Origin of the sequence: Oceanispirochaeta sp., assembly GCF_027859075.1 — a bacterium.
GTDB lineage: Bacteria > Spirochaetota > Spirochaetia > DSM-2461 > DSM-2461 > Oceanispirochaeta.
Map to the genome: position 1 here is coordinate 1 of NZ_JAQIBL010000327.1, position 18,292 is coordinate 18,292.

At 44.0% G+C, this 18,292-nt stretch carries 18 protein-coding genes; 13 read left to right on the forward strand and 5 right to left on the reverse strand.

From position 1 onward, the window contains the following. Positions 1–68: 68 nt before the first annotated feature. Complete coding sequence (locus PF479_RS18455; RefSeq protein WP_367277261.1) at positions 69–1,070, reverse strand: LacI family DNA-binding transcriptional regulator; 1,002 nt, start codon at positions 1,068–1,070, stop codon at positions 69–71. A 209-nt stretch (positions 1,071–1,279) separates the two neighbouring features. After that, positions 1,280–2,542, reverse strand: coding sequence for an aldo/keto reductase (locus tag PF479_RS18460; protein WP_298009862.1), 1,263 nt, complete (start codon positions 2,540–2,542; stop codon positions 1,280–1,282). Positions 2,543–2,835: 293 nt separating this feature from the next. Here PF479_RS18460 and PF479_RS18465 point away from each other — a divergent pair, with 293 nt between their 5' ends. The 9 genes from PF479_RS18465 (at position 2,836) to PF479_RS18505 (ending at position 9,980) form a co-directional block, all read left to right on the forward strand. Beyond that, on the forward strand, positions 2,836–4,113 hold the full coding sequence (locus PF479_RS18465) for a citrate synthase (protein WP_298009864.1): 1,278 nt from the start codon (positions 2,836–2,838) through the stop codon (positions 4,111–4,113). Positions 4,114–4,314: 201 nt separating this feature from the next. Further along, positions 4,315–4,869, forward strand: a complete 555-nt coding sequence (locus PF479_RS18470) for a hypothetical protein (protein ID WP_298009866.1) — start codon at positions 4,315–4,317, stop codon at positions 4,867–4,869. 446 nt (positions 4,870–5,315) lie between these two features. Next, positions 5,316–5,612, forward strand: coding sequence for a type II toxin-antitoxin system RelE/ParE family toxin (locus tag PF479_RS18475; protein WP_298009869.1), 297 nt, complete (start codon positions 5,316–5,318; stop codon positions 5,610–5,612). Positions 5,613–5,614: 2 nt separating this feature from the next. After that, complete coding sequence (locus PF479_RS18480) at positions 5,615–5,920, forward strand: addiction module antidote protein (protein ID WP_298009871.1); 306 nt, start codon at positions 5,615–5,617, stop codon at positions 5,918–5,920. Positions 5,921–6,120: 200 nt separating this feature from the next. Beyond that, positions 6,121–7,275 carry an ATP-binding protein gene (locus tag PF479_RS18485; RefSeq protein ID WP_298009874.1) on the forward strand — a complete coding sequence of 385 codons (1,155 nt, stop codon included), beginning with the start codon at positions 6,121–6,123 and terminating at the stop codon, positions 7,273–7,275. 1 nt (position 7,276) lies between these two features. Beyond that, entirely contained in the window at positions 7,277–7,507 is a 231-nt protein-coding gene (locus PF479_RS18490; RefSeq protein ID WP_298009877.1) for a hypothetical protein, read from the forward strand. A 312-nt stretch (positions 7,508–7,819) separates the two neighbouring features. Beyond that, positions 7,820–8,407, forward strand: a complete 588-nt coding sequence (locus PF479_RS18495) for a hypothetical protein (protein ID WP_298009880.1) — start codon at positions 7,820–7,822, stop codon at positions 8,405–8,407. A gap of 270 nt (positions 8,408–8,677) precedes the next feature. Next, positions 8,678–9,019: an isoprenylcysteine carboxylmethyltransferase family protein gene (locus PF479_RS18500; RefSeq protein ID WP_298009882.1), complete on the forward strand. Its 342-nt coding sequence runs from the start codon at positions 8,678–8,680 to the stop codon at positions 9,017–9,019. Between the two features lie 220 nt (positions 9,020–9,239). Then, entirely contained in the window at positions 9,240–9,980 is a 741-nt protein-coding gene (locus tag PF479_RS18505) for a response regulator transcription factor (RefSeq protein WP_298009884.1), read from the forward strand. A gap of 389 nt (positions 9,981–10,369) precedes the next feature. Here PF479_RS18505 and PF479_RS18510 read toward each other — a convergent pair whose 3' ends face one another. Continuing rightward, the gene (locus PF479_RS18510; RefSeq protein WP_298009887.1) at positions 10,370–11,095 is read right to left on the reverse strand and encodes a FadR/GntR family transcriptional regulator; all 726 of its coding nucleotides are present in this window, start codon (positions 11,093–11,095) and stop codon (positions 10,370–10,372) included. A gap of 168 nt (positions 11,096–11,263) precedes the next feature. Between PF479_RS18510 and PF479_RS18515 the strand changes: the two genes are divergently transcribed. The 4 genes from PF479_RS18515 to PF479_RS18530 all read left to right on the forward strand — a co-directional run bounded on the left by PF479_RS18515 (position 11,264) and on the right by PF479_RS18530 (position 15,105). Next, positions 11,264–12,283: a sialic acid TRAP transporter substrate-binding protein SiaP gene (locus tag PF479_RS18515; protein ID WP_298009890.1), complete on the forward strand. Its 1,020-nt coding sequence runs from the start codon at positions 11,264–11,266 to the stop codon at positions 12,281–12,283. Positions 12,284–12,352: 69 nt separating this feature from the next. Next, positions 12,353–12,847, forward strand: coding sequence for a TRAP transporter small permease (locus PF479_RS18520; protein ID WP_298009892.1), 495 nt, complete (start codon positions 12,353–12,355; stop codon positions 12,845–12,847). Beyond that, positions 12,844–14,139: a TRAP transporter large permease gene (locus tag PF479_RS18525; RefSeq protein WP_298009895.1), complete on the forward strand. Its 1,296-nt coding sequence runs from the start codon at positions 12,844–12,846 to the stop codon at positions 14,137–14,139. Before PF479_RS18520 ends, PF479_RS18525 begins: the two co-directional genes overlap by 4 nt. 18 nt (positions 14,140–14,157) lie before the next feature. Further along, on the forward strand, positions 14,158–15,105 hold the full coding sequence (locus PF479_RS18530) for a dihydrodipicolinate synthase family protein (RefSeq protein WP_298009899.1): 948 nt from the start codon (positions 14,158–14,160) through the stop codon (positions 15,103–15,105). A gap of 70 nt (positions 15,106–15,175) precedes the next feature. Here PF479_RS18530 and PF479_RS20870 read toward each other — a convergent pair whose 3' ends face one another. Both PF479_RS20870 and PF479_RS18535 read right to left on the reverse strand, forming a co-directional pair. Further along, positions 15,176–15,256, reverse strand: a complete 81-nt coding sequence (locus PF479_RS20870; RefSeq protein ID WP_367277262.1) for a hypothetical protein — start codon at positions 15,254–15,256, stop codon at positions 15,176–15,178. Positions 15,257–15,273: 17 nt separating this feature from the next. Next, positions 15,274–18,270 carry a glycoside hydrolase family 38 C-terminal domain-containing protein gene (locus tag PF479_RS18535; RefSeq protein WP_298009902.1) on the reverse strand — a complete coding sequence of 999 codons (2,997 nt, stop codon included), beginning with the start codon at positions 18,268–18,270 and terminating at the stop codon, positions 15,274–15,276. Positions 18,271–18,292 lie beyond the last annotated feature (22 nt).

Genomic DNA, 18,292 nt, shown 5'->3' on the forward strand with positions numbered 1-18,292 from the left:
ACTCCTTTTAAAAATTGAAACTGATATATATCTAATATGGACACGTGTCCACAATTTGAAAAATAAAATCATTTTTCCGCATTTGCTCTGGTGCTCTTCCTGATTACAAGATGAGGAACAATTTCAGGTACATTGTCCTGAGGATTCCCTTCAATCAGGTTTATCAAGGCTCTGGCACACTCCCTTCCATGGAGATCCGGTTTTAATGAAACTGTTGTCAATGCCGGAGTTGTATAGATTCCCCCGAAGTGACCGTCGATCCCGATGATAGACAGCTCATCGGGAATTGAAATACCCTGCTCATTCAGTACACTGAGCATTCCAATGGCTATATCATCATTGAAACAGAGAATGGCGCTGACATCCAACGACCTCTCCAGAAACTGGTTTGCGGCCAATGTACCGGCCTCATAAAAATTCATTTCACCCATGGTCTTTTCGACTTTGGATGGCCCGAGGATCAGGGATGATGGATTAACAACTCCCTTGTCCAGAGCACATCTCAAAAAAGCATTTTGACGCGGATCACGATCATTCGATGTATCCATAGAGGCATAGGCAATTTTTCTATGACCCAAATCATTCAGATGGTCATAAGCAATATGAACAGCCTGACTGACTTTTACATTGATGCGCAATATATCGAGAGAATAAGGCATGTCATACCCGGCGATGGCCATGGGAACCTTGACTTCCTGAAGAAATTCATTAGAGGCTACATCCTCAGAGGGCAGAAGTATTCCATCGACCATTAAACTACCAATCTGCCGACTCTCCATATACCCGGCAATTATAAAGACGTACCCTTTAGAGGCGGCGTATTCAACCATTCCCCGGTACATTTCCATGTAATAGTAATTCTTTAAGTCCACAACATAATACAGGATCTGCTTAGTCCGGTTTTTCTTGAGAGAGACAGCCACGGGATGGGGATTGTAGCCCAGCTCCTTCACTATCTTCAGAACCCGCTTCCGTTTCTCCTCGGCCACATAACCCGAATCATTAATGACCCTTGAGACAACGGCGGGGGAAACTCCTGCTTTTTCGGCAACATCTTTTCGGGTTATGATATTCTACTCCTGAAATAAAACGAATGTGGACACGTATCCACATGGACTCGTGATCATATTAAGAGGAGTTTTTCAATCTGTCAACAAAAAAAGGAATGATAGGAGTAGTAGTTCGATACGATAACTTTGCATTCAATACCTTAACATCAGTGTCTGGATAGAGATGAGAGACGATTCAACACTATTCAGACTAGTCTTTTGGGTGATATTCAAACTGAAGATTTCTTCCTTCTCCTCCAGATCAGAAATGCCTCCACTTTCGGGATTCTTTTAATTATGATCCGAGCCGCCAGAGCAGCCCCCTTGGTGACGGGGTGTTCCAGTTCTTTCCGAACTTTTTTGAAGACTGATCTGACAGGAATGGACTGAGGGCATTTGGTTTCACATCTGCCGCAGTTGATGCAGCTGTTGGTCCAGCGGGGTTTACCATCAGGAGTTTCGATCCCCATGTACTCCATATGCCGCAGCAAGGCTTCGGTTTTGGAAAACATATGGTAGTTGTTCAGATTTTTGAAAACAGCAGGTATATCAATCCCCGCAGGGCAGGGCATGCAGTAGGCGCAGCCGGTACATCCCACCTGAAGAAGCTCGGCATACTTGTCCCGGACACGTTTAATAATTTTTTTGTCATCTTCGGTCAGGCTCAATGGAAGAGCTTCCCCGGCAATCCTCAGATTTTCTTCAATATGCTCATCCACATTCATCCCCGAAAGGACCATAGTGACCCCTGGATGATCCCAGACCCAGCGGAGGGCCCAGTCGGCCGGGCTCCTCTTAACTACTGCAGAATCATATATTTTCTTTACTTCTGCCGGGATTTTTCCAACAAGGGACCCGCCGCGGAGGGGTTCCATGATAATGACTCCCATTCCCTTTTTATGAGCATACTCCAGTCCCTCAATTCCCGCCTGAATATGTTCATCAATAATATTGAACTGTATCTGAACGAACTCCCAGTCATACTCATCCACAATCCTCATGAAGTCTTCCTTCCTTCCATGGAAGGAAAAACCCATATGCCTGATTCTCTTCTCATCCTTCAAGCGGTCCATAAAATCCCGGATTCCCAGATTTTTCATCTTGTCCCAGGTGATGCCGTTCAGACCGTGTAGCAGATAGTAGTCGATGGTATCTACATGAAGCTTATTCAGCTGATTCTGAAAGATTTCCTCAAATGATTCAGATCTATTGATGATCATACAGGGCAGTTTGGTGGCGATTTTCACCTTTTCCCTGTATCCGTCTTTCAGGACATGCTCTCCCAGGAAACTTTCCGAAGCCCCCAGATGGTAGGGATAGGCGGTATCGAGGTAGTTGACCCCCTTATCAATGGCATGGCGTATCTGCCGGAGGGCTTTCTCTTTGTCGATCAGATTGGATGCCGGCCCACCGACGAATGTAGGCAGCCGCAGGCAGCCATACCCTAAGGCAGAAAGTTTTTCATCGGACCCCGGCATGGTTCGGTACTGCATTCACAAACTCCTATATAATATATTATTGATATGAATAACACCAGTTTATACCCGGCAGGGTGAGGGGTCAATAAAAATGAAGACATTCACAACTTCATTGAAGGGGAACCAGACAGACAAGAGCCTCAAACTGAAACGAATCAGCCTGAATCAAAAAAGTCCGGACCAACAACCGGGTCGGCGTGGCGGAAGCGATACGGTATATAATAGAAGCCAACAGGAGTTGATATGCCTGAACCCGTACAGCTATAATACGGAAAACACTATAAAGCATCACACGAGGGAGATGTAAAATGGCTAATGCACGACTGGATCTGGGAAGTCATACTGTCGAACTGCCCCTGGTTACAGGAACCATGGGAGAGAAGGCAATTGACATTACGAATTTGAGAAAGGACAGCGGTTTTATCACCCTGGACAGCGGATACCAGAATACAGGGAGTTGTAAAAGTGCCATCACTTTTGTTGATGGTGATAAGGGGATACTCAAATACCGTGGAGTCAATATCGAGGATCTGGCTACCAATGCCCGATTCACCGAAGTCGCCTATTTCCTGGTTCATGGGAAATTTGCCAATCAGGAAGAAAGATCTGAGTTCTCACAGCAGCTGACAGAGAACTCCATGCTTCATGAGGATATGATCAAGTTTTTCCATTCCGTTCCGCCGACGGCCCATCCCATGTCTATCCTCAGCACCATGGTCAATGCCATGAGTATTTTCTACCCTCAGTACTTTGTGGATGAGAATGATGATGAAGTCTACAAACTGATGGCGTCCAGGCTGATTTCCAAAATCAGAACCATTGCTGCCTTCTCTTATAAACGATCCATCGGAGAGCCTCTGGTATACCCCCGGCATGACCTCCCCTACTGCAGCAATTTCCTCAATATGATGTTTGACAGTCCCGTCAAACCCTATGAGATTGATCCGGAAACGGAACGCCTGCTGAATATGATCCTCACCCTACATGCAGACCATGAACAGAACTGCAGCACCTCGACAGTGCGACTTGTAGGCAGTTCAAAAGTCAATCTCTACTCATCAGTCTGCGCAGGAATCTGCGCCTTGTGGGGACCTCTCCATGGTGGAGCCAACCAGGAAGTGATTGAGATGCTGGAACTGATCCACAGGGAGAAGCTGCCTGTCAAATCGGTCATTGAAAAATCCAAGGATAAGAACAGTGGCTTCAAACTGTCAGGTTTCGGCCATAGAGTATACAGGAACTTCGACCCCAGAATGAAGATTCTGAAACAGGAAGCCCAGTCCTTCCTCAAGAATAGGAATATGGACGACCCCCTCATGAATATTGCTCTAGAACTGGAAGAGGCGGCCCTGAAAGATGAGTATTTCATCGAGAGAAAACTCTACCCTAATGTGGATTTTTATTCCGGAATCCTCTACAGAGAGATGGGTTTTCCCACAGAGATGTTCACTGTACTCTTCGCCATGGGACGAATGCCGGGCTGGATCGCCCAGTGGAAGGAGATGCACGACAGCGTACCCTTCAAAATCGGACGTCCCCGGCAAGTCTATATCGGTCCCGCAGAGGCTGTGTACCCCGGAAGATAAATGCAGACCTCCCTGATCCCGGAGCTGGGCGGTCCCTACTGGACCGTCCGGCAATGAAAGCAGTCAGGAATCTGATCCGGCCTCATCGGAGCTTCACCCAGTACTTGCTTGTCATCCATGGACTTGAGTGTTAGGATTTCCACATATCAGGCTCAGGTTTTGCAGGGTATCTCTGGTTATTAAGCCATAGGAAATAAAACGATGAAAATTGAAATTGAAAACTTTGCAAAGAAAATATCACAGAAGTACAAAATCATTATGATAACAGCCCTGGTGTTGTTGCTGGCCCTGGTAACAGTGGATATTTTCTCCGGATTCCTGTCACAAATGAACCCATCTGCTCTTTACTCCTTCGCCCTTTCTCTGGGCAGCATTGGTGCCTTTTTCGCCTTTGCAGCCGTAATTTTCTATCCTCTGAGAAAAGCATCAATTCACCTGAGAAAAAAGGTCCCATTTCTGACATCACCATTTTATAAAACCCTGTCAAAAGTGACCGCTCATCTGCACCCTGTCATAGCCCTGCTGGCCATTTTCATTCTATCTCTTCCTGGTTTTATTTTTATGAAAGAGCTCTACAACTTTGATTTCTCAATGGTATTGATAATGGGTAGTTTCACACTGATTGCTCTCACCTTCCTTTTCATCACCGGTTCGGTTCTTAAAACTGACCTGACACAGAAAAGAGTGAGAAGGGTGCATTTACCTTTGGCCGCCTCCTTTATCATTTTCTTTATTGCTCACAATCTTTTTATGTAAAACTGTCAGCGGATCTAGTCTGGCGAGGAAGTGAGATTTCTGTCAACCTAAGTTAAAATTTTTTTCAATAATGCCACTATATGACGATTTAAAGGTATTTCAGGCGCCGTACTGAGCTTGTCGAAGTGATGTGTATCAGCTGATACTCAAAGTTTTCGAGTTCACAAAGGGCTTTCCGAGGGAGTATAAATATACCCTCGGTCAGGATATGAAACGGGATGTGATTTTTAAGCGCCATCCGTGCCGCGGCTTAATGGGATTTCATAGCCCAGCCCCAGCCGATAACAACAGCGAATATGTGGCTACGGGAACAAGCCCCTTCGCCCAAATCCTTCGCTTGCAGAGGACTTTGCCACTAGACGCAAAACGCTATCGGAAATTCCCCTTAGAAAGGGGATGGAAAAATATGTTGACAGAAGGTATCCTGTGAGATACACCTTATTAAGATGTTTGAAGTACGCCAGACAGAAACATACAAAAAGTGGTTTAAAACGCTAAGGGATCGAAGAGCAAGAGCGCGAATTGATATTCGCATTAAACGGATATCATTAGGAAACCTTGGTGATGTAAAATCCGTAGGAAGGGGAGTTTTTGAACTTCGAGTAGATTATGGGCCAGGATACAGGGTTTACTTTGTAGAAAGAAATGAAATTAGAATCATCCTATTAGCAGGGGGAAAGAAATCCACTCAAAAAATGGATATAAAAAAAGCACAAGAACTGGCCCGATTGGTGGAGGATTAGAAATGAAAAAAGAAAACACTACTTTCTGGGATCCCGTAGAACATTTCAATAACGAAGAAGATATTGCAGCTTACCTGGAAGCAGCATTTGAGGAAAATGACACATCTCTAATAGCGGCAGCACTTGGTGATATCGCCCGTGCTAAAGGTATGTCTAAAATTGCTGAAGATACAGGCCTCGGTCGAGAAAGTTTGTACAAAGCTTTGTCTCCGTCCGGAAACCCAGAGCTCTCAACAGTCTTAAAAATAATCGAAGCACTCGGTTTACATTTGCAAGCTGTTCCAAGAAGAATAAAGCATGCTGGATAGTAATAATGTGGTTCATTAAGAGGCGGCCCTGCAAGATGAGTATTTCATCGAAAGATGGATTTTCCCACAGAGATGTTCACTCTACTCTTCGCCATGGGGCGAATGTCCGGGCAATGCCCGATGTATTCCTGTGGGAAGGAAATTTTTTACAAATTGAGAATTGAATTGACAGAATGTAAAGCCATAGCTACTATGAAACCATGATCCAAAGAACTGCGGAAGCAACCCTCCACCGCCTTGCCAAAGGGTTTCCTGTCATTTGTGTAACCGGACCAAGGCAATCAGGCAAAACGACCCTTGCCAGGAAAGCTTTTCCCCATAAATCCTATTTATCTCTTGAAGATCCCGATATAGCACGCCTTGCCCGCGAAGATCCCCGAGGACTTTTAGATAGATATAAAGGGGGCCTGATACTCGATGAAGCTCAGGCTGTTCCGGAAATTTTTGTGTATCTGAAAACAGTAATAGATAAGGATACAACTCCCGGCCGGTATATTGTAACCGGTTCCCAGCAGTTCAATTTGCTTAACCATGTGACTGAATCCCTAGCAGGCAGGGCGGCGTTCTTGACGTTGTATCCTTTTTCAGTACAGGAACTCAAAGGTGCCGAAATAACAATACTTGATCCCTTTGAGACAGTTCTGAAAGGGTTTTATCCTCCTTTATTTGATCGTGATGTAACTCCTTATGATTGGTATACAAACTACATTTCATCATATATTGAGCGGGATGTCCGTTCTGTGATTAATGTAAAGGATTTGGGTCAATTCCAGACCTTTGTAAAGATGTGTGCTTCCCGGGTCGGGCAATTGGTGAATTTGAGCGCTTTAGCTATGGACTGCGGAACTACACATAACACGGCCAAAGCATGGCTTTCTGTACTCGAATCGAGTGGCATTATCTTTTTTCTGAAACCGTATCACAACAACTTTGGAAAACGGCTGGTAAAAAGTCCAAAGATCTACTTTATTGATACCGGCCTCCTATGCAGGTTGCTTGGCATAAATGATGCGGAACAACTGTTCTTACATCCAAACAGGGGTAATGTTTTCGAAAGTTTTGTTGTTGCCGAAATGTTGAAGAATCGTCTCAACAAAGGGCTTACACCTGAATTATACTTCTGGCGGGATAATACAGGAACTGAGATTGATGTTGTGTATGAAGATGGAAAGGTAATCCGGTCGGTCGAGATTAAGTCGGGAAAGACGTTCACAACAGATTTTGCATCTGGTCTCGAAAAGTGGATGCGCTATTCTGGTGAGGCTCCGGAGACCTGCTCTATAATCTATGCAGGAGAAATGGAAATAAAAATGAAGGGAATTGCTCTGAAAAAGTGGGATTCTGTGGATTTATAGAGTGAAAAGTGCCAATTTTGAAGAACTGAATCCCTTCGAAGCTGTGATGGGTGCCCATCCCCACTTCTGGCATATGCATTTCAAGGATTCAAATTCACTGACTCCAGGTTATGGGAATGTGGATTTCAAAGCAGTCATCGGTACAGTGAAAAAAGCGAATACCAGGGAACAGTGTTCTGGCAAGTGCTCCCATGGTTCCGGATGCCGAGACTGCAGCAAAAGACAGGATTGAATACCTGAAACTGATTGCCTCAGTCGTTCAAAGCCGTTTTAATTGCCCGGAGGAGATGCACGACAGTGTACCCTTCAAAATTGGACGTCCCCGGCAAGTCTATATCGGTCCCACAGAGGCCGTGTACCCCGGAAGATAAATTCATCCCTCCCTGACCCCGGAGCTGGGCGGTCTAAATCAACTCCCCATCCATCACTTTTCATATAGTACATTCGTCGTATTTATCTCAAATTATGCAAATCATACATATGTAGAATAGTGATTCAAAGGACCAGCTGTTAACTTTCATTCATCTTAACTAAGGAGTTGATTATGAAAAAATTAACAATTATCTGTCTGCTGGGTCTCTTAACATCTTTCCTCTTCGGAAATACAAATTCTGAGACATCTTTTAAAGTTTATCTGGGTAGTGGAATTACACAACTTGATAACGAACCTGTAATATCACTTGATGCAACACTGTCATATCCTTTGTATCAATGGATGAATGTTGGAATTAGCGGAAGTGCTTTTCATACTCTTGAAAGAGAATATAAAGACGCTCTGGATAATGCCTATCAGGCAGAATCAGGATTCTCTGAAATTTTTATACAGCCTCATTGGAATGTAAATGAGAAATGGGATCTGGGTGTGCGATTAGGAGTGGGTATGCAGCTCGTGCAGTTCCGTTATGAGGAAGATTTAAGAGATGATCTGGTATGGACTGAAGAGTATCTGGATAAACTTGAAATCCCCATGCAGACGATAGCCATGACTGCGGAATACACATTATGCCCGGCCCACAGTCTTTCTCTTGATTTAGGGTACAGGAATATAAAAGAAACTAATACACCTTTTGCAGACGACATCACGTTAACCGGAGCCTTCTTTGGTAAGATCCAATATGGATTCAGTTTTTAGATAATGCAAAAGTCATTAGAACATTATAATATGTGGTGGGCTGTAATAGTCTGGATTGTTTTATACTCTCTCATCCTGTTATTCCTGCCCTTCTATAGGAAAAGCGCTTATAAACCCAAATCAGTATATATTGCGTTTGTAATCGCTTTTGCACTGGAAATGTTCGGAATTCCCTTTTCCTTGTATTTTGCAGCCTGGGCATTTAGAGTCAATTTACCGGAAGGCATCTTCTGGGGACATACTCTCATTGACTCAATAGGACATGCAGGTATGTATATTGGAATTCTGTTCATGGGAATCGGACTTATACTGATTATTTCAGGTTGGCAGCAGATTTACGACCGTTACTGGAGCCGTGAAAAAGGGAGTGGAAAACTGGTTCAGGATGGTATATATCAATATATAAGACATCCTCAATACACAGGTCTATTTTTAATAACCCTTGGTATGATGCTTGAATGGTTAACAATCCCTCAATTGCTGATGTGGCCGGTTCTTCTTTTTATCTACGTAAGATTAGCCAGAAAAGAGGAAAAGGATATGAGATCTGAATTTGGACTTGAATACGATGTATATAAAGATGAGACGGGAATGTTTTTTCCGCGACTTTAACCTGGTGTATTACAAAAGAATCCCTTGACAACAAAATTTGTTATTACTAACATACCCTAATATGAAACCAGCAATAGTGATTGTCTATATACTGTTTTTCTCATTAGGGTGTGTTGGTTCCGCCAGCATTGGCTATCTTCACAAGTGTCTGAAAACACCATTAACCAAATATTTATTTTATCTGTATCTTACTTTACTGATAAGTGTCGCAAGAATCCTTGTGGATACATTTTTTTCTGCTCTGGGTTTCAATCTTCACATCCCGATGATCATAAATGTCATCATAGGAACAGCGATTGGAACACTGGTCTATTATTTTATTTACAAAGTTTTAGTTCAGTTAAAAAATATAACCCCGGTCATTGCCTTTGCCCCTACGGCGTTTATTTTTATTCTCCAAATAGTAAGAACGATTATTTTTTATGTTTTCGGTCTACCCTTAACCATGCTTCTATACCCCTATATGATTTCAATAATTTCATTTTATCTTTTTTTTGTTGGAGTGTCCTTCAGGAGAGGCATTGACAAGAACTGGAATCAGGCGCTTCAGATTCTGATAAATAAAATGGGAATCATTACCATGATTTTTGCACCACTATCAGCAATTGTATATATCTCTCTTCATTATCTGGGTAAAAGAGGAATGAATTTTATCTCCCTTGATTTTCTTTTCCTCGCTATGTGGAGTATTGTTTCAGTCGGGGTTGTACTTCATTATCTGACAAGATTAGGCACCATTCCCAATAAAACAAGGGCAGACCAATCTTTCCTGGATACTTTTAATATCAGTCCCAGAGAATCAGAAGTTCTAGAATTAATCCTTAAGGGTTATTCCAATAAGGAGATCGGAAATAAACTTTTTATCTCCTTCACCACCGCCCGTACACATGTGTCTCATATCTTTGAAAAAACAAATGTTAACAGCAGAATGGAACTGGTTTCAAAAATCATGACAATATAGACAATATAAATGACCCATATTGATCTCTGATAATTAAGAAAAATATCAATCATACTTCCAGACCTTAACTACGCACTCAAGGTTTAATCCAGGACTCCCGGGGTCAGGGGTTTGCTTTTGGAACAGTTAAATTGATGATTAATCATGGGTAGGAAATTATACATTTAAAGACTATCTATGGTGTTGCCTTTCATGAAAATACGGCTTCCATTAATATTTTAAACAAATGCGGCATGAAAATAGACGAATCAATTAACCTGTATGGCAATTCTGTCTTTTCTTTCGCCAGAAGTTCTCACATCCAGACCCGATTCTGATGAAAGAGAGGAGCCGCATCAAAAGCCGAAAAAATATTTTATTAATTTTTTAGATTATAGAAGCCTCAGGGTTTACTCATCGGAACTCATGTTTTCAACCTTAATAAGGGTGAGTCTGATATGCTTTTCCATCGTCTTTTTAGCCTGATCCCCATCTTTGTTGACGATAGCCTTCAGCATTGCATGATGGTCGGCGATACTGGTTTCCAAACTACCCCGCACATAGCCTGTCTTGGAGAAACTCCGCATCATCAATTGAGTGAGGTGTTTGTAGAGGGAGATAAGGATTTTATTATCTGTAGCCTCAATGATGGACTTATGCAGCTCAAAATCAAGGATATTGTAGGCATCAATCTTATTTTCACCGGCCTTTTGATCCAGCTCTTCTATCAGATGAGCAAAGCGGGAGATAAAACCCTGGGGAGGATCAATGGCAACATCGTAGATGGCTTGTGATTCGATGATGCGTCTTGTATTGGTCAGGTCGATGAGAAGATCCTTCTGACTGGGAAAGTGAAATACAAAAGAGCCCATCAGAGTTTCCAGAAAGTTGTCTATGTTGGTTTCTTTAATGAAAACACCCTTACCCTGCCTGGTCTCAACCATCCCCCGGGATTCCAACGAGCGGATGGCTTCCCTAATGGATCTGGTCCCCACTTTGAGCTTTTCCGACAATTCTGCCTGAGATGGGAGTATATCACCGGAAACAAGATCGTTTTCTACAATGATATTTTCCAGGGCATAGGTCACTTCATCCGAAACTTTTACTTTTTTAAGGGGTGCAATATCTCTATACATATTTTTCTCTCAGGCAATTATAGACAAATGATAGATTTTATTGTACCCCTGTCCTGTCCTATGTCAAGTCTTAAATTTAACTATTGACTTGTGACACAAGTCATAATACAATTTCCCTATCCTTAAAACAAAGGATGATTTTTTATATCCAATAAAAGGAGTCACTCTATGAAGAAACTGCTCACTCTATTATTAATCAGTATCTTTTCAATTACCCTGGCATTCTCAGAAGGTCAGGCAGAAACAGGCACAGACAAAGTCATCGAAATTAACTTTTCATCTGTCAGTGTTCCCGGAGATGCCCATACAGAAGCCATGACCGTGTTTAAGAAGGAACTCGAAAAACTCTCCGGCGGAACCATGAAGGTTAACGTCTATCATTCAGGCCAACTCTTTCCTCAGGAAGGAGAACAGGATGCGGTACGGCAAGGGACAGTAGACATGGTTTATACCAGCGCTCCCTGGCTGGCCGAATTTGTTCCTTACCTGTCCATGTTTTCTGCGGTTTATACCTTTCAGGGTTATGACCACATGACAAAGGTTCTCAATGGAGAAATCGGAAAGAAAATTTTTCAGGATGTTGTCGATTCTCAGGGAATCCGCCCTCTAGGCGCCTATTATCTGGGCACCAGACAGCTCAACCTTGTTGAAAAAGTGGGCCCAGTCAGAACTCCGGCAGATATGGCCGGCGTGAAACTGAGAACTCCCGGTAGTCCCTCCTGGATTGCTCTTGGAAAAGCTCTGGGCGGCAACCCCACTCCCATGTCTTTTGGTGAAGTCTATATGGGCCTGAAGACAGGAGCTGTTGAAGGTCAGGACAACCCTCTGGGAACAGATAAAAATGCGAAATTCTACGAAGTCACTAAATACATCGTTTTGACTAATCATGTCGTAGACTCCACCTGGCCCACCATTAATGAAAAGAAATGGCAGTCTTTTTCTGACAAACAGAAAGAATGGGTATTGAAATCCGTTGATAAAGCCAGAATAGCCTGTGATAAACAGAACCTTGAAACAGAAGCGGGAATCCTTGACTTCTTCAAGGGTGAAGGTATGATCATCATCGAAGATCCGGATGTGAAGGCCTTTGCCGATTATGCAAAAAACTCTTATTTGACAGAAAGCAAAGACATATCCAAAGACTGGGACTGGGACCTATATGACAAGGTTCAGGGAATGGTCAAATAGTATTAAAATAGGAATTGATTTTTCCGGTGAGGCCTGAGGGCCTCACCTGTTTTTTGTAAAGGTATATGAATGAAAACAGCATTGAAAAGAGCAGGCAAACTATTTATTGATACAATAGAAATTTACATCCCCTTTGCCGCCTTTGTGACCCTCTTTATCGTATTTATAACTGGAATTTTCTTCCGGTATTTCCTCAAGCCCCTCACATGGACCCTGGAACTATCTCTCATTTGTTTTATCTGGACCTCTCTCTTAGGCGGTTTATTTGCAAAAAGAGAGGATGCTCATGTCGCCTTTACCATGGTTTATGATGCGGTGAGTCCTCTCATACAGATCTGGATGAGACTCATCGGCCACAGTCTGCTTGTTCTTTCCTTTGCGATTGGGCTGATTCCTTCCTGGAAATACGTCCTGTTTATGGGTTACAAAAAATCCAATGTCCTCAAGATCCCTATGGATCTTGTGTTTCTCCCCTTTGTAATTTTTCTCGCTTTTATGATCGGCCGGTACACTGTGGATATATACAGAGACACGCGGAAACTGATAAAGGGAGACCTTTCATGAATATAGCTCTACTTGTTTTTATGCTCTGTTTTCTTCTCATATTCCTGATCAGAATTCCCATCGCACCGGGCATGCTGATGGCCTCGTTTTTTTACTTCGCCCTGGCTCCCGGACTGTCAGCTGATATCAGTATGGCGGCTTCACAGTTTCTGTCAAATATGAACTCTAAATTCGTTCTGATTGCTGTTCCCCTCTTCGTCTTTATGGCAGAAGTCATGAACAGCGGGAAGATCACTGATATGATTTTCCGTTTTGCCAACGTGATTGTTGGAAGAAAACGGGGGGCTCTGGGACATGTGAATGTGGTTGCCTCCATCATCTTTTCCGGAATGACCGGGTCTGCCCTGGCGGATGCATCCGGTTTGGGAATGATGGAAATCAAAGCCATGAACGATCATGGTTATGAACGGGGGTTCAGCAGCGCCATCACAGCTGCATCCGCAACCATTGGACCCATCTTTCCTCCCAGCATTCCCATGATCTTTTACTCCATGCTCTCTGGAGCGTCCATCGGTGCCCTTTTTATCGGCGGCATGGTTCCCGGGATTTTTATCGGCCTGGCTCTGATGGGGTATATCGCGGTTGTAGCACGGATACGGAATTATCCCAGAGGTGAAAAACTGATTCTCCGGGATGCTATGGCTATCACAGTGAAAGCCCTCCCCGCGCTGCTTTCCATCGTGGTTCTCCTGGGGGGTATCTACAGCGGTATCGTGACCCCCACAGAGGCGGGAGCCCTGGCGGCACTCTATGCCATTTTCGTATCATTTTTTGTATATAGGGCCATGGGATTCAAAGATCTCCTCAAGGTGATCATGAACACAGTCAAGACAACGGGAACTCTGTCACTCCTTGTGGGAACGGCCTATGCCTTTTCCTACATCGTGGCTATTGAACACATTCCCGATGAAGTTGCCGGGTGGCTCCTGACAATAACAAATAACAAATATGTCCTGCTCCTTTTGATTAATATTGTTTTCATTGTCCTGGGCATGTTTATCGACACCATGTGCATCACCCTGGTTTTTATTCCCATAGTACTGCCCCTGGTGAATACTCTAGGCATTGATCTGGTGCATTTTGGTGTGATGATCACGCTCAACATGATGATTGGTCTCTCCACTCCCCCCTTCGGAATGCTTCTGTTTGTGGTGTCGGGGATATCCAAAACACCCCTGATAGAGGTGATCAAAGAGATACTGCCCATGCTGCTCGTACTTTTCGGAGTGCTTTTTATGGTGACCTTCATACCACAAATTGTCACGTTCCTCCCCAATTTGATGGGAATGTAAAAAACAAAGGAATTATTGATGAGAAAAGAAATTACCCCGGGGGTATACCCCACAATGATTACCCCCTTTCACGAGGATTTATCCATTGACTATGAAGCTCTGAAAAACCTGATTGAGTGGTATATTCACAGAGGCATTGACGGCCTGTTTGCCGTCTGCCAATCCAGTGCCATGTTTGAGCTCAGCCGGGAGGAACGGGCGTCCTTATGCCGGAGCACAGTTGAATATGCGGGAGGCCGTTATCCTGTGATGGCCTCGGGTCATGTATCCGATACAATTGAGGGTCAGATTGATGACCTTCAAGCCATGGCTGACTCTGGCGCTGACGCTCTTGTACTGGTCAGTAACCGTCTGGCTGCGCCCTGGGAAAACGATTCCAAATGGCTTAAAAATCTGAACCGCTTATTGAAAAAACTGCCCACAGATATTCCATTGGGATTTTATGAATGCCCCTACCCTTATAAAAGAGTTCTATCTATCGAACTTGTCAAAGAGTTGATTGGCATGAACCGCTTTGAGTTTATCAAGGATACCTGTTGCGACCCCCCGATGATCAAAAAGCGGGCCGCCTTATCCAAGGGATCAAAGGTTCAGTTCTTTAACGCCAATGCAGCCACACTCCTGATGAGTTTAAAGGAAGGCTATGCCGGTTATAGCGGCATCATGACAAACTTTCACAGCGACTTGTACTACAGGCTCTGCCACGATTGGCAGGAGATGGGTGAAGATGCCCAGAGCCTGCAGGACTACCTGGGATTAGCCTCTGTGATTGAATGCCAGTTTTATCCGGCAAATGCACGGTACAGTCTGGTCAAAGAGGGAGTCTTGAATAACCTTGTTTCCCGGCGGCAGGATGCTAGGCTGAGACAATTAACCAAATCCCAGGAAATGGAAGTCGATCAGTTTTACGCCATATCTCAGGAGATGAGCAACCGGTATAAGAGAAAAGAACAACCAGGGGGATAAACCCTGGCCCGGGAGAGATTCAGCAGGTTTTACGGCTGAAACTCCCGGTTAAACGACCGTGTCTAATCCCTTAGACCAGGAATAAAGCCAGTGTTTTGATCTCAAAAGGTCTGAATGACAAGGCAATATCCCCTGCGAATCGCTCACTCATCGGTCTTTCAAGGAGATTCACGAGACCCCATGATTAAAATCAATCAGGCTCTCCACCTTTAAATCGCATTCCATACCCGCATATTCATGCATTCTGATTATCACAGCCTTTCCATCTTCCGATAGTTTGACCGCATCAATAAGAATATTCTCCCGGTCAAGGCTGACAAATGTCTCAGTATTTCCGACATGCCCTTCAAATACCTGAGCAGGATTATTCAGAATCAGGGATTCCTTCTCAACGCCGGCCGTATAAATATCACCGTCATGAGGTAGAACGGAATAGCAGAACTCATGAATACCCCAATCCGCCGTCTTATCCGGAGCCTCTGCAGATTTCAACAGAGACATGCCCAGGGTGGAATTCTTGATGCTGTAACCATATTTACAGTCATTAAGAAGTGCCAGACCTCGGCCTCTCTGGGAAAGATCACTCCATTTTTGTGCAGGAACTTCAAATTTTGCGAAATCCCAGATGGTGTTGTCATGAGTATTCCTTTCCACATGTCCAAACTGAATATCATAACTCGCCCGGGTGCTGCGTATATCCGTCTCAAAAAATGTTCTGAGAAGGGTATTCCGCTCCTGCCAATCCACTGTCGTGTCAAAGTCAATCCGCTCCGTATCAGCATACAACTTCATATACTGAGTAATTGAAGAAGACTGGTATTTCCAGACAAATTCGATAATTTTAAGAACAGGTCCATCTTCAATCAATCTGGATGATATCAGATCATCAACGGGTATGCATTTTTCCCTATAATAGGGTTCCAGCTCCCAGGCATCGAAATGCCTTGGCTTATCCTCAAAAGTCTTTAGATCATTGTAGAATTTCCCCTCGGGAACGAGTTCCTTTCCCGCCGACTTCTGCAGCAGAGACGTGATTTTACCGGCATTATTCCATTTAATCCTGTAATGCTGATCTTCCACTTCTCTCAGATCAGTACGAGAATCCTGATTATTCTGTTCATCCCTTCTCTCGGAAGAGGATACAAGATTGAGATTTTTAAAGGAAAGGGGCGCCAGCTCTACCGAGAGATAGAATCCATCTTTTTGAAGGCTCCTCTGGGAAGGAACTCCCTGACCACCCTCGTCCAGAAATGCCCCGGGGACATCACCGGCGACAAAAACTGTCTCGTGAGTAGCAAATGAATTTGGATTGAACAGAGCATAACCCGAACCAGGACACTTCATTTCATTCACTGTATCCTGTATTTTCTCATTCAATGAAGCTTCAAGTTTTGTATACGTTTTTTCTGCTTCATCATACACTTCTGTGATACTGGACCCGGGAAGAATATCATGGAACTGCCGGGTCAAAACTTCTTTCCAATGGGCTTCAAAGAAATCACTCGGGTATGAATCTGTTCCCTCCATAAGGGCTAGCACTTCACTGTTGCGCAGTGCATATTCCAGCTTCCGATTGAATCTCTTTGTTTTAGCCTGGGAGGTAAAGGTGCCTCTATGGAACTCAAGATAAAGCTCACCATCCCAGGTGTTCAATCCTTTTTCCTTTTTGAGATCCTGAAGTTTCTCAAAATACTCCCCTGCTTTCCCGGTTACCAGCTTGGGATTTCCTGGAATTTTATCCAGTTTATCTACCATCTCGAGCATCTCTCTCGTGACACCCCCACCCCCATCACCATAGCCGTAGCTCAGGAGCAGCTCATCAGTAAAACCCTTGTTGCTGTAGCTGTTCCAGATACCGTTGATGGAGCTGGCTGTTATCATGCCGTTGTAGGTATAAAAATCGAGGGACTCCAGATCTCCGGCATCTCCGAGGGTAGGAGTCGTCACAAAATGAGTGATGACTTCTGAACCATCGATGCCGCGCCAGTTAAAGGTATCATTGGGAATTCGATTGTATTGATTCCAGCTTATTTTCGTCGTCATGAAGGAATCGATGTCAGCCAGCTTCAGGATCTGAGGCAGAGCAGCAGAATACCCGAAGACATCGGGAAGCCAGAGCACATTGCTTTCGACTCCGAATTCCTCATTGAAGAAGGCTTTTCCATAAAGCAGCTGCCTCACAAGAGACTCTCCTCCGGTCAGAAGGCAGTCGGCTTCCACCCACATGCCGCCGTTAGGCTCCCAGACTCCTTCCTTGACCCTCTCTTTGATCTGTTTATAGATTTCCGGTGCATCCTGCTTCAATTTGTCATAGATGTGAGGCTGTGACTGGAAAAAAATATAATCAGGGTAGCGCTCCATCAGCCTTAAGACAGTCGCAAAAGAGCGCTGCGCCTTTTCCCGGGTATGATCCAGGGTCCAGAGCCAGGCGACATCTATATGAGTATGTCCCAGACAGCGCACGGTGTCAGAGTGGTCTTCCCGTAGTACTGAAAGTTCTTTTTCCAGAAAAATATGGGCATCATAGATATCCTGAATCATTTTCTCAGGGTTATTCAGAGAGATCCTGTTGTAAACCTGGTTTAGTAAATTCATCAGTTTCTGATACAGGCTGCTGCCTTGATCCATCTGCTTCAGTGTTTGAAGAAGGGCCTTCAGCAGGTAATAAAAATAGTCAATTTTCTTGTCCAGGACTGAAAAAAGGCATTTTTTGATCTCATGAGTCAGGCCGAGTTCGGCTTCATTTCCTCCGCCATCCAACCCGGCCCAAAGCAGAAATTTCATTTCGAAAGAGACCAGCCCCTCGGGAAGGAGGACTTCCTGATGATTCAGGTCTACCCCCTGGTATTTTTCACCATTGAGGTAGCACAAAGACTCAAAACCGCTGTTATTCCCCATCCCGGTTCTTCCAAAGTCAAAAAGACCGGTAACCAGTTTATCCTTGAAATATTCGGGGAGATTTATATTGAGAATGAGCCAGCCGTACTGATTATACCCACCCCAGCGGAAGCCAGGTTTTATGGTCTGGATTCTGGATTCATCCAGTTCCTTTCCACTGCAAAACTGAATATCAAAATTGTTGAAAATCCTGGTGTACCTCCTGGGTTCAAGGAGGCTCAGCATTTTTTCACTTTTTTCATATGTAAACATAAGACTGTGGTTCATAATTATTTTCTACCTTGTAATA

Excerpts from the sequence above, each read along its gene's own strand:
- PF479_RS18495 (WP_298009880.1), top strand. The coding sequence starts at position 7,820 with ATGAAAAAATTAACAATTATCTGTCTGCTGGGTCTCTTAACATCTTTC.
- PF479_RS18460 (WP_298009862.1), bottom strand. The coding sequence starts at position 2,542 with ATGCAGTACCGAACCATGCCGGGGTCCGATGAAAAACTTTCTGCCTTA.
- PF479_RS18465 (WP_298009864.1), top strand. The coding sequence starts at position 2,836 with ATGGCTAATGCACGACTGGATCTGGGAAGTCATACTGTCGAACTGCCC.
- PF479_RS18515 (WP_298009890.1), top strand. The coding sequence starts at position 11,264 with ATGAAGAAACTGCTCACTCTATTATTAATCAGTATCTTTTCAATTACC.
- PF479_RS18535 (WP_298009902.1), bottom strand. The coding sequence starts at position 18,270 with ATGAACCACAGTCTTATGTTTACATATGAAAAAAGTGAAAAAATGCTG.
- PF479_RS18510 (WP_298009887.1), bottom strand. The coding sequence starts at position 11,095 with ATGTATAGAGATATTGCACCCCTTAAAAAAGTAAAAGTTTCGGATGAA.
- PF479_RS18525 (WP_298009895.1), top strand. The coding sequence starts at position 12,844 with ATGAATATAGCTCTACTTGTTTTTATGCTCTGTTTTCTTCTCATATTC.
- PF479_RS18500 (WP_298009882.1), top strand. The coding sequence starts at position 8,678 with ATGTATATTGGAATTCTGTTCATGGGAATCGGACTTATACTGATTATT.
- PF479_RS18530 (WP_298009899.1), top strand. The coding sequence starts at position 14,158 with ATGAGAAAAGAAATTACCCCGGGGGTATACCCCACAATGATTACCCCC.
- PF479_RS18480 (WP_298009871.1), top strand. The coding sequence starts at position 5,615 with ATGAAAAAAGAAAACACTACTTTCTGGGATCCCGTAGAACATTTCAAT.
- PF479_RS20870 (WP_367277262.1), bottom strand. The coding sequence starts at position 15,256 with ATGAGTGAGCGATTCGCAGGGGATATTGCCTTGTCATTCAGACCTTTT.
- PF479_RS18470 (WP_298009866.1), top strand. The coding sequence starts at position 4,315 with ATGAAAATTGAAATTGAAAACTTTGCAAAGAAAATATCACAGAAGTAC.
- PF479_RS18520 (WP_298009892.1), top strand. The coding sequence starts at position 12,353 with ATGAAAACAGCATTGAAAAGAGCAGGCAAACTATTTATTGATACAATA.
- PF479_RS18475 (WP_298009869.1), top strand. The coding sequence starts at position 5,316 with ATGTTTGAAGTACGCCAGACAGAAACATACAAAAAGTGGTTTAAAACG.
- PF479_RS18485 (WP_298009874.1), top strand. The coding sequence starts at position 6,121 with ATGATCCAAAGAACTGCGGAAGCAACCCTCCACCGCCTTGCCAAAGGG.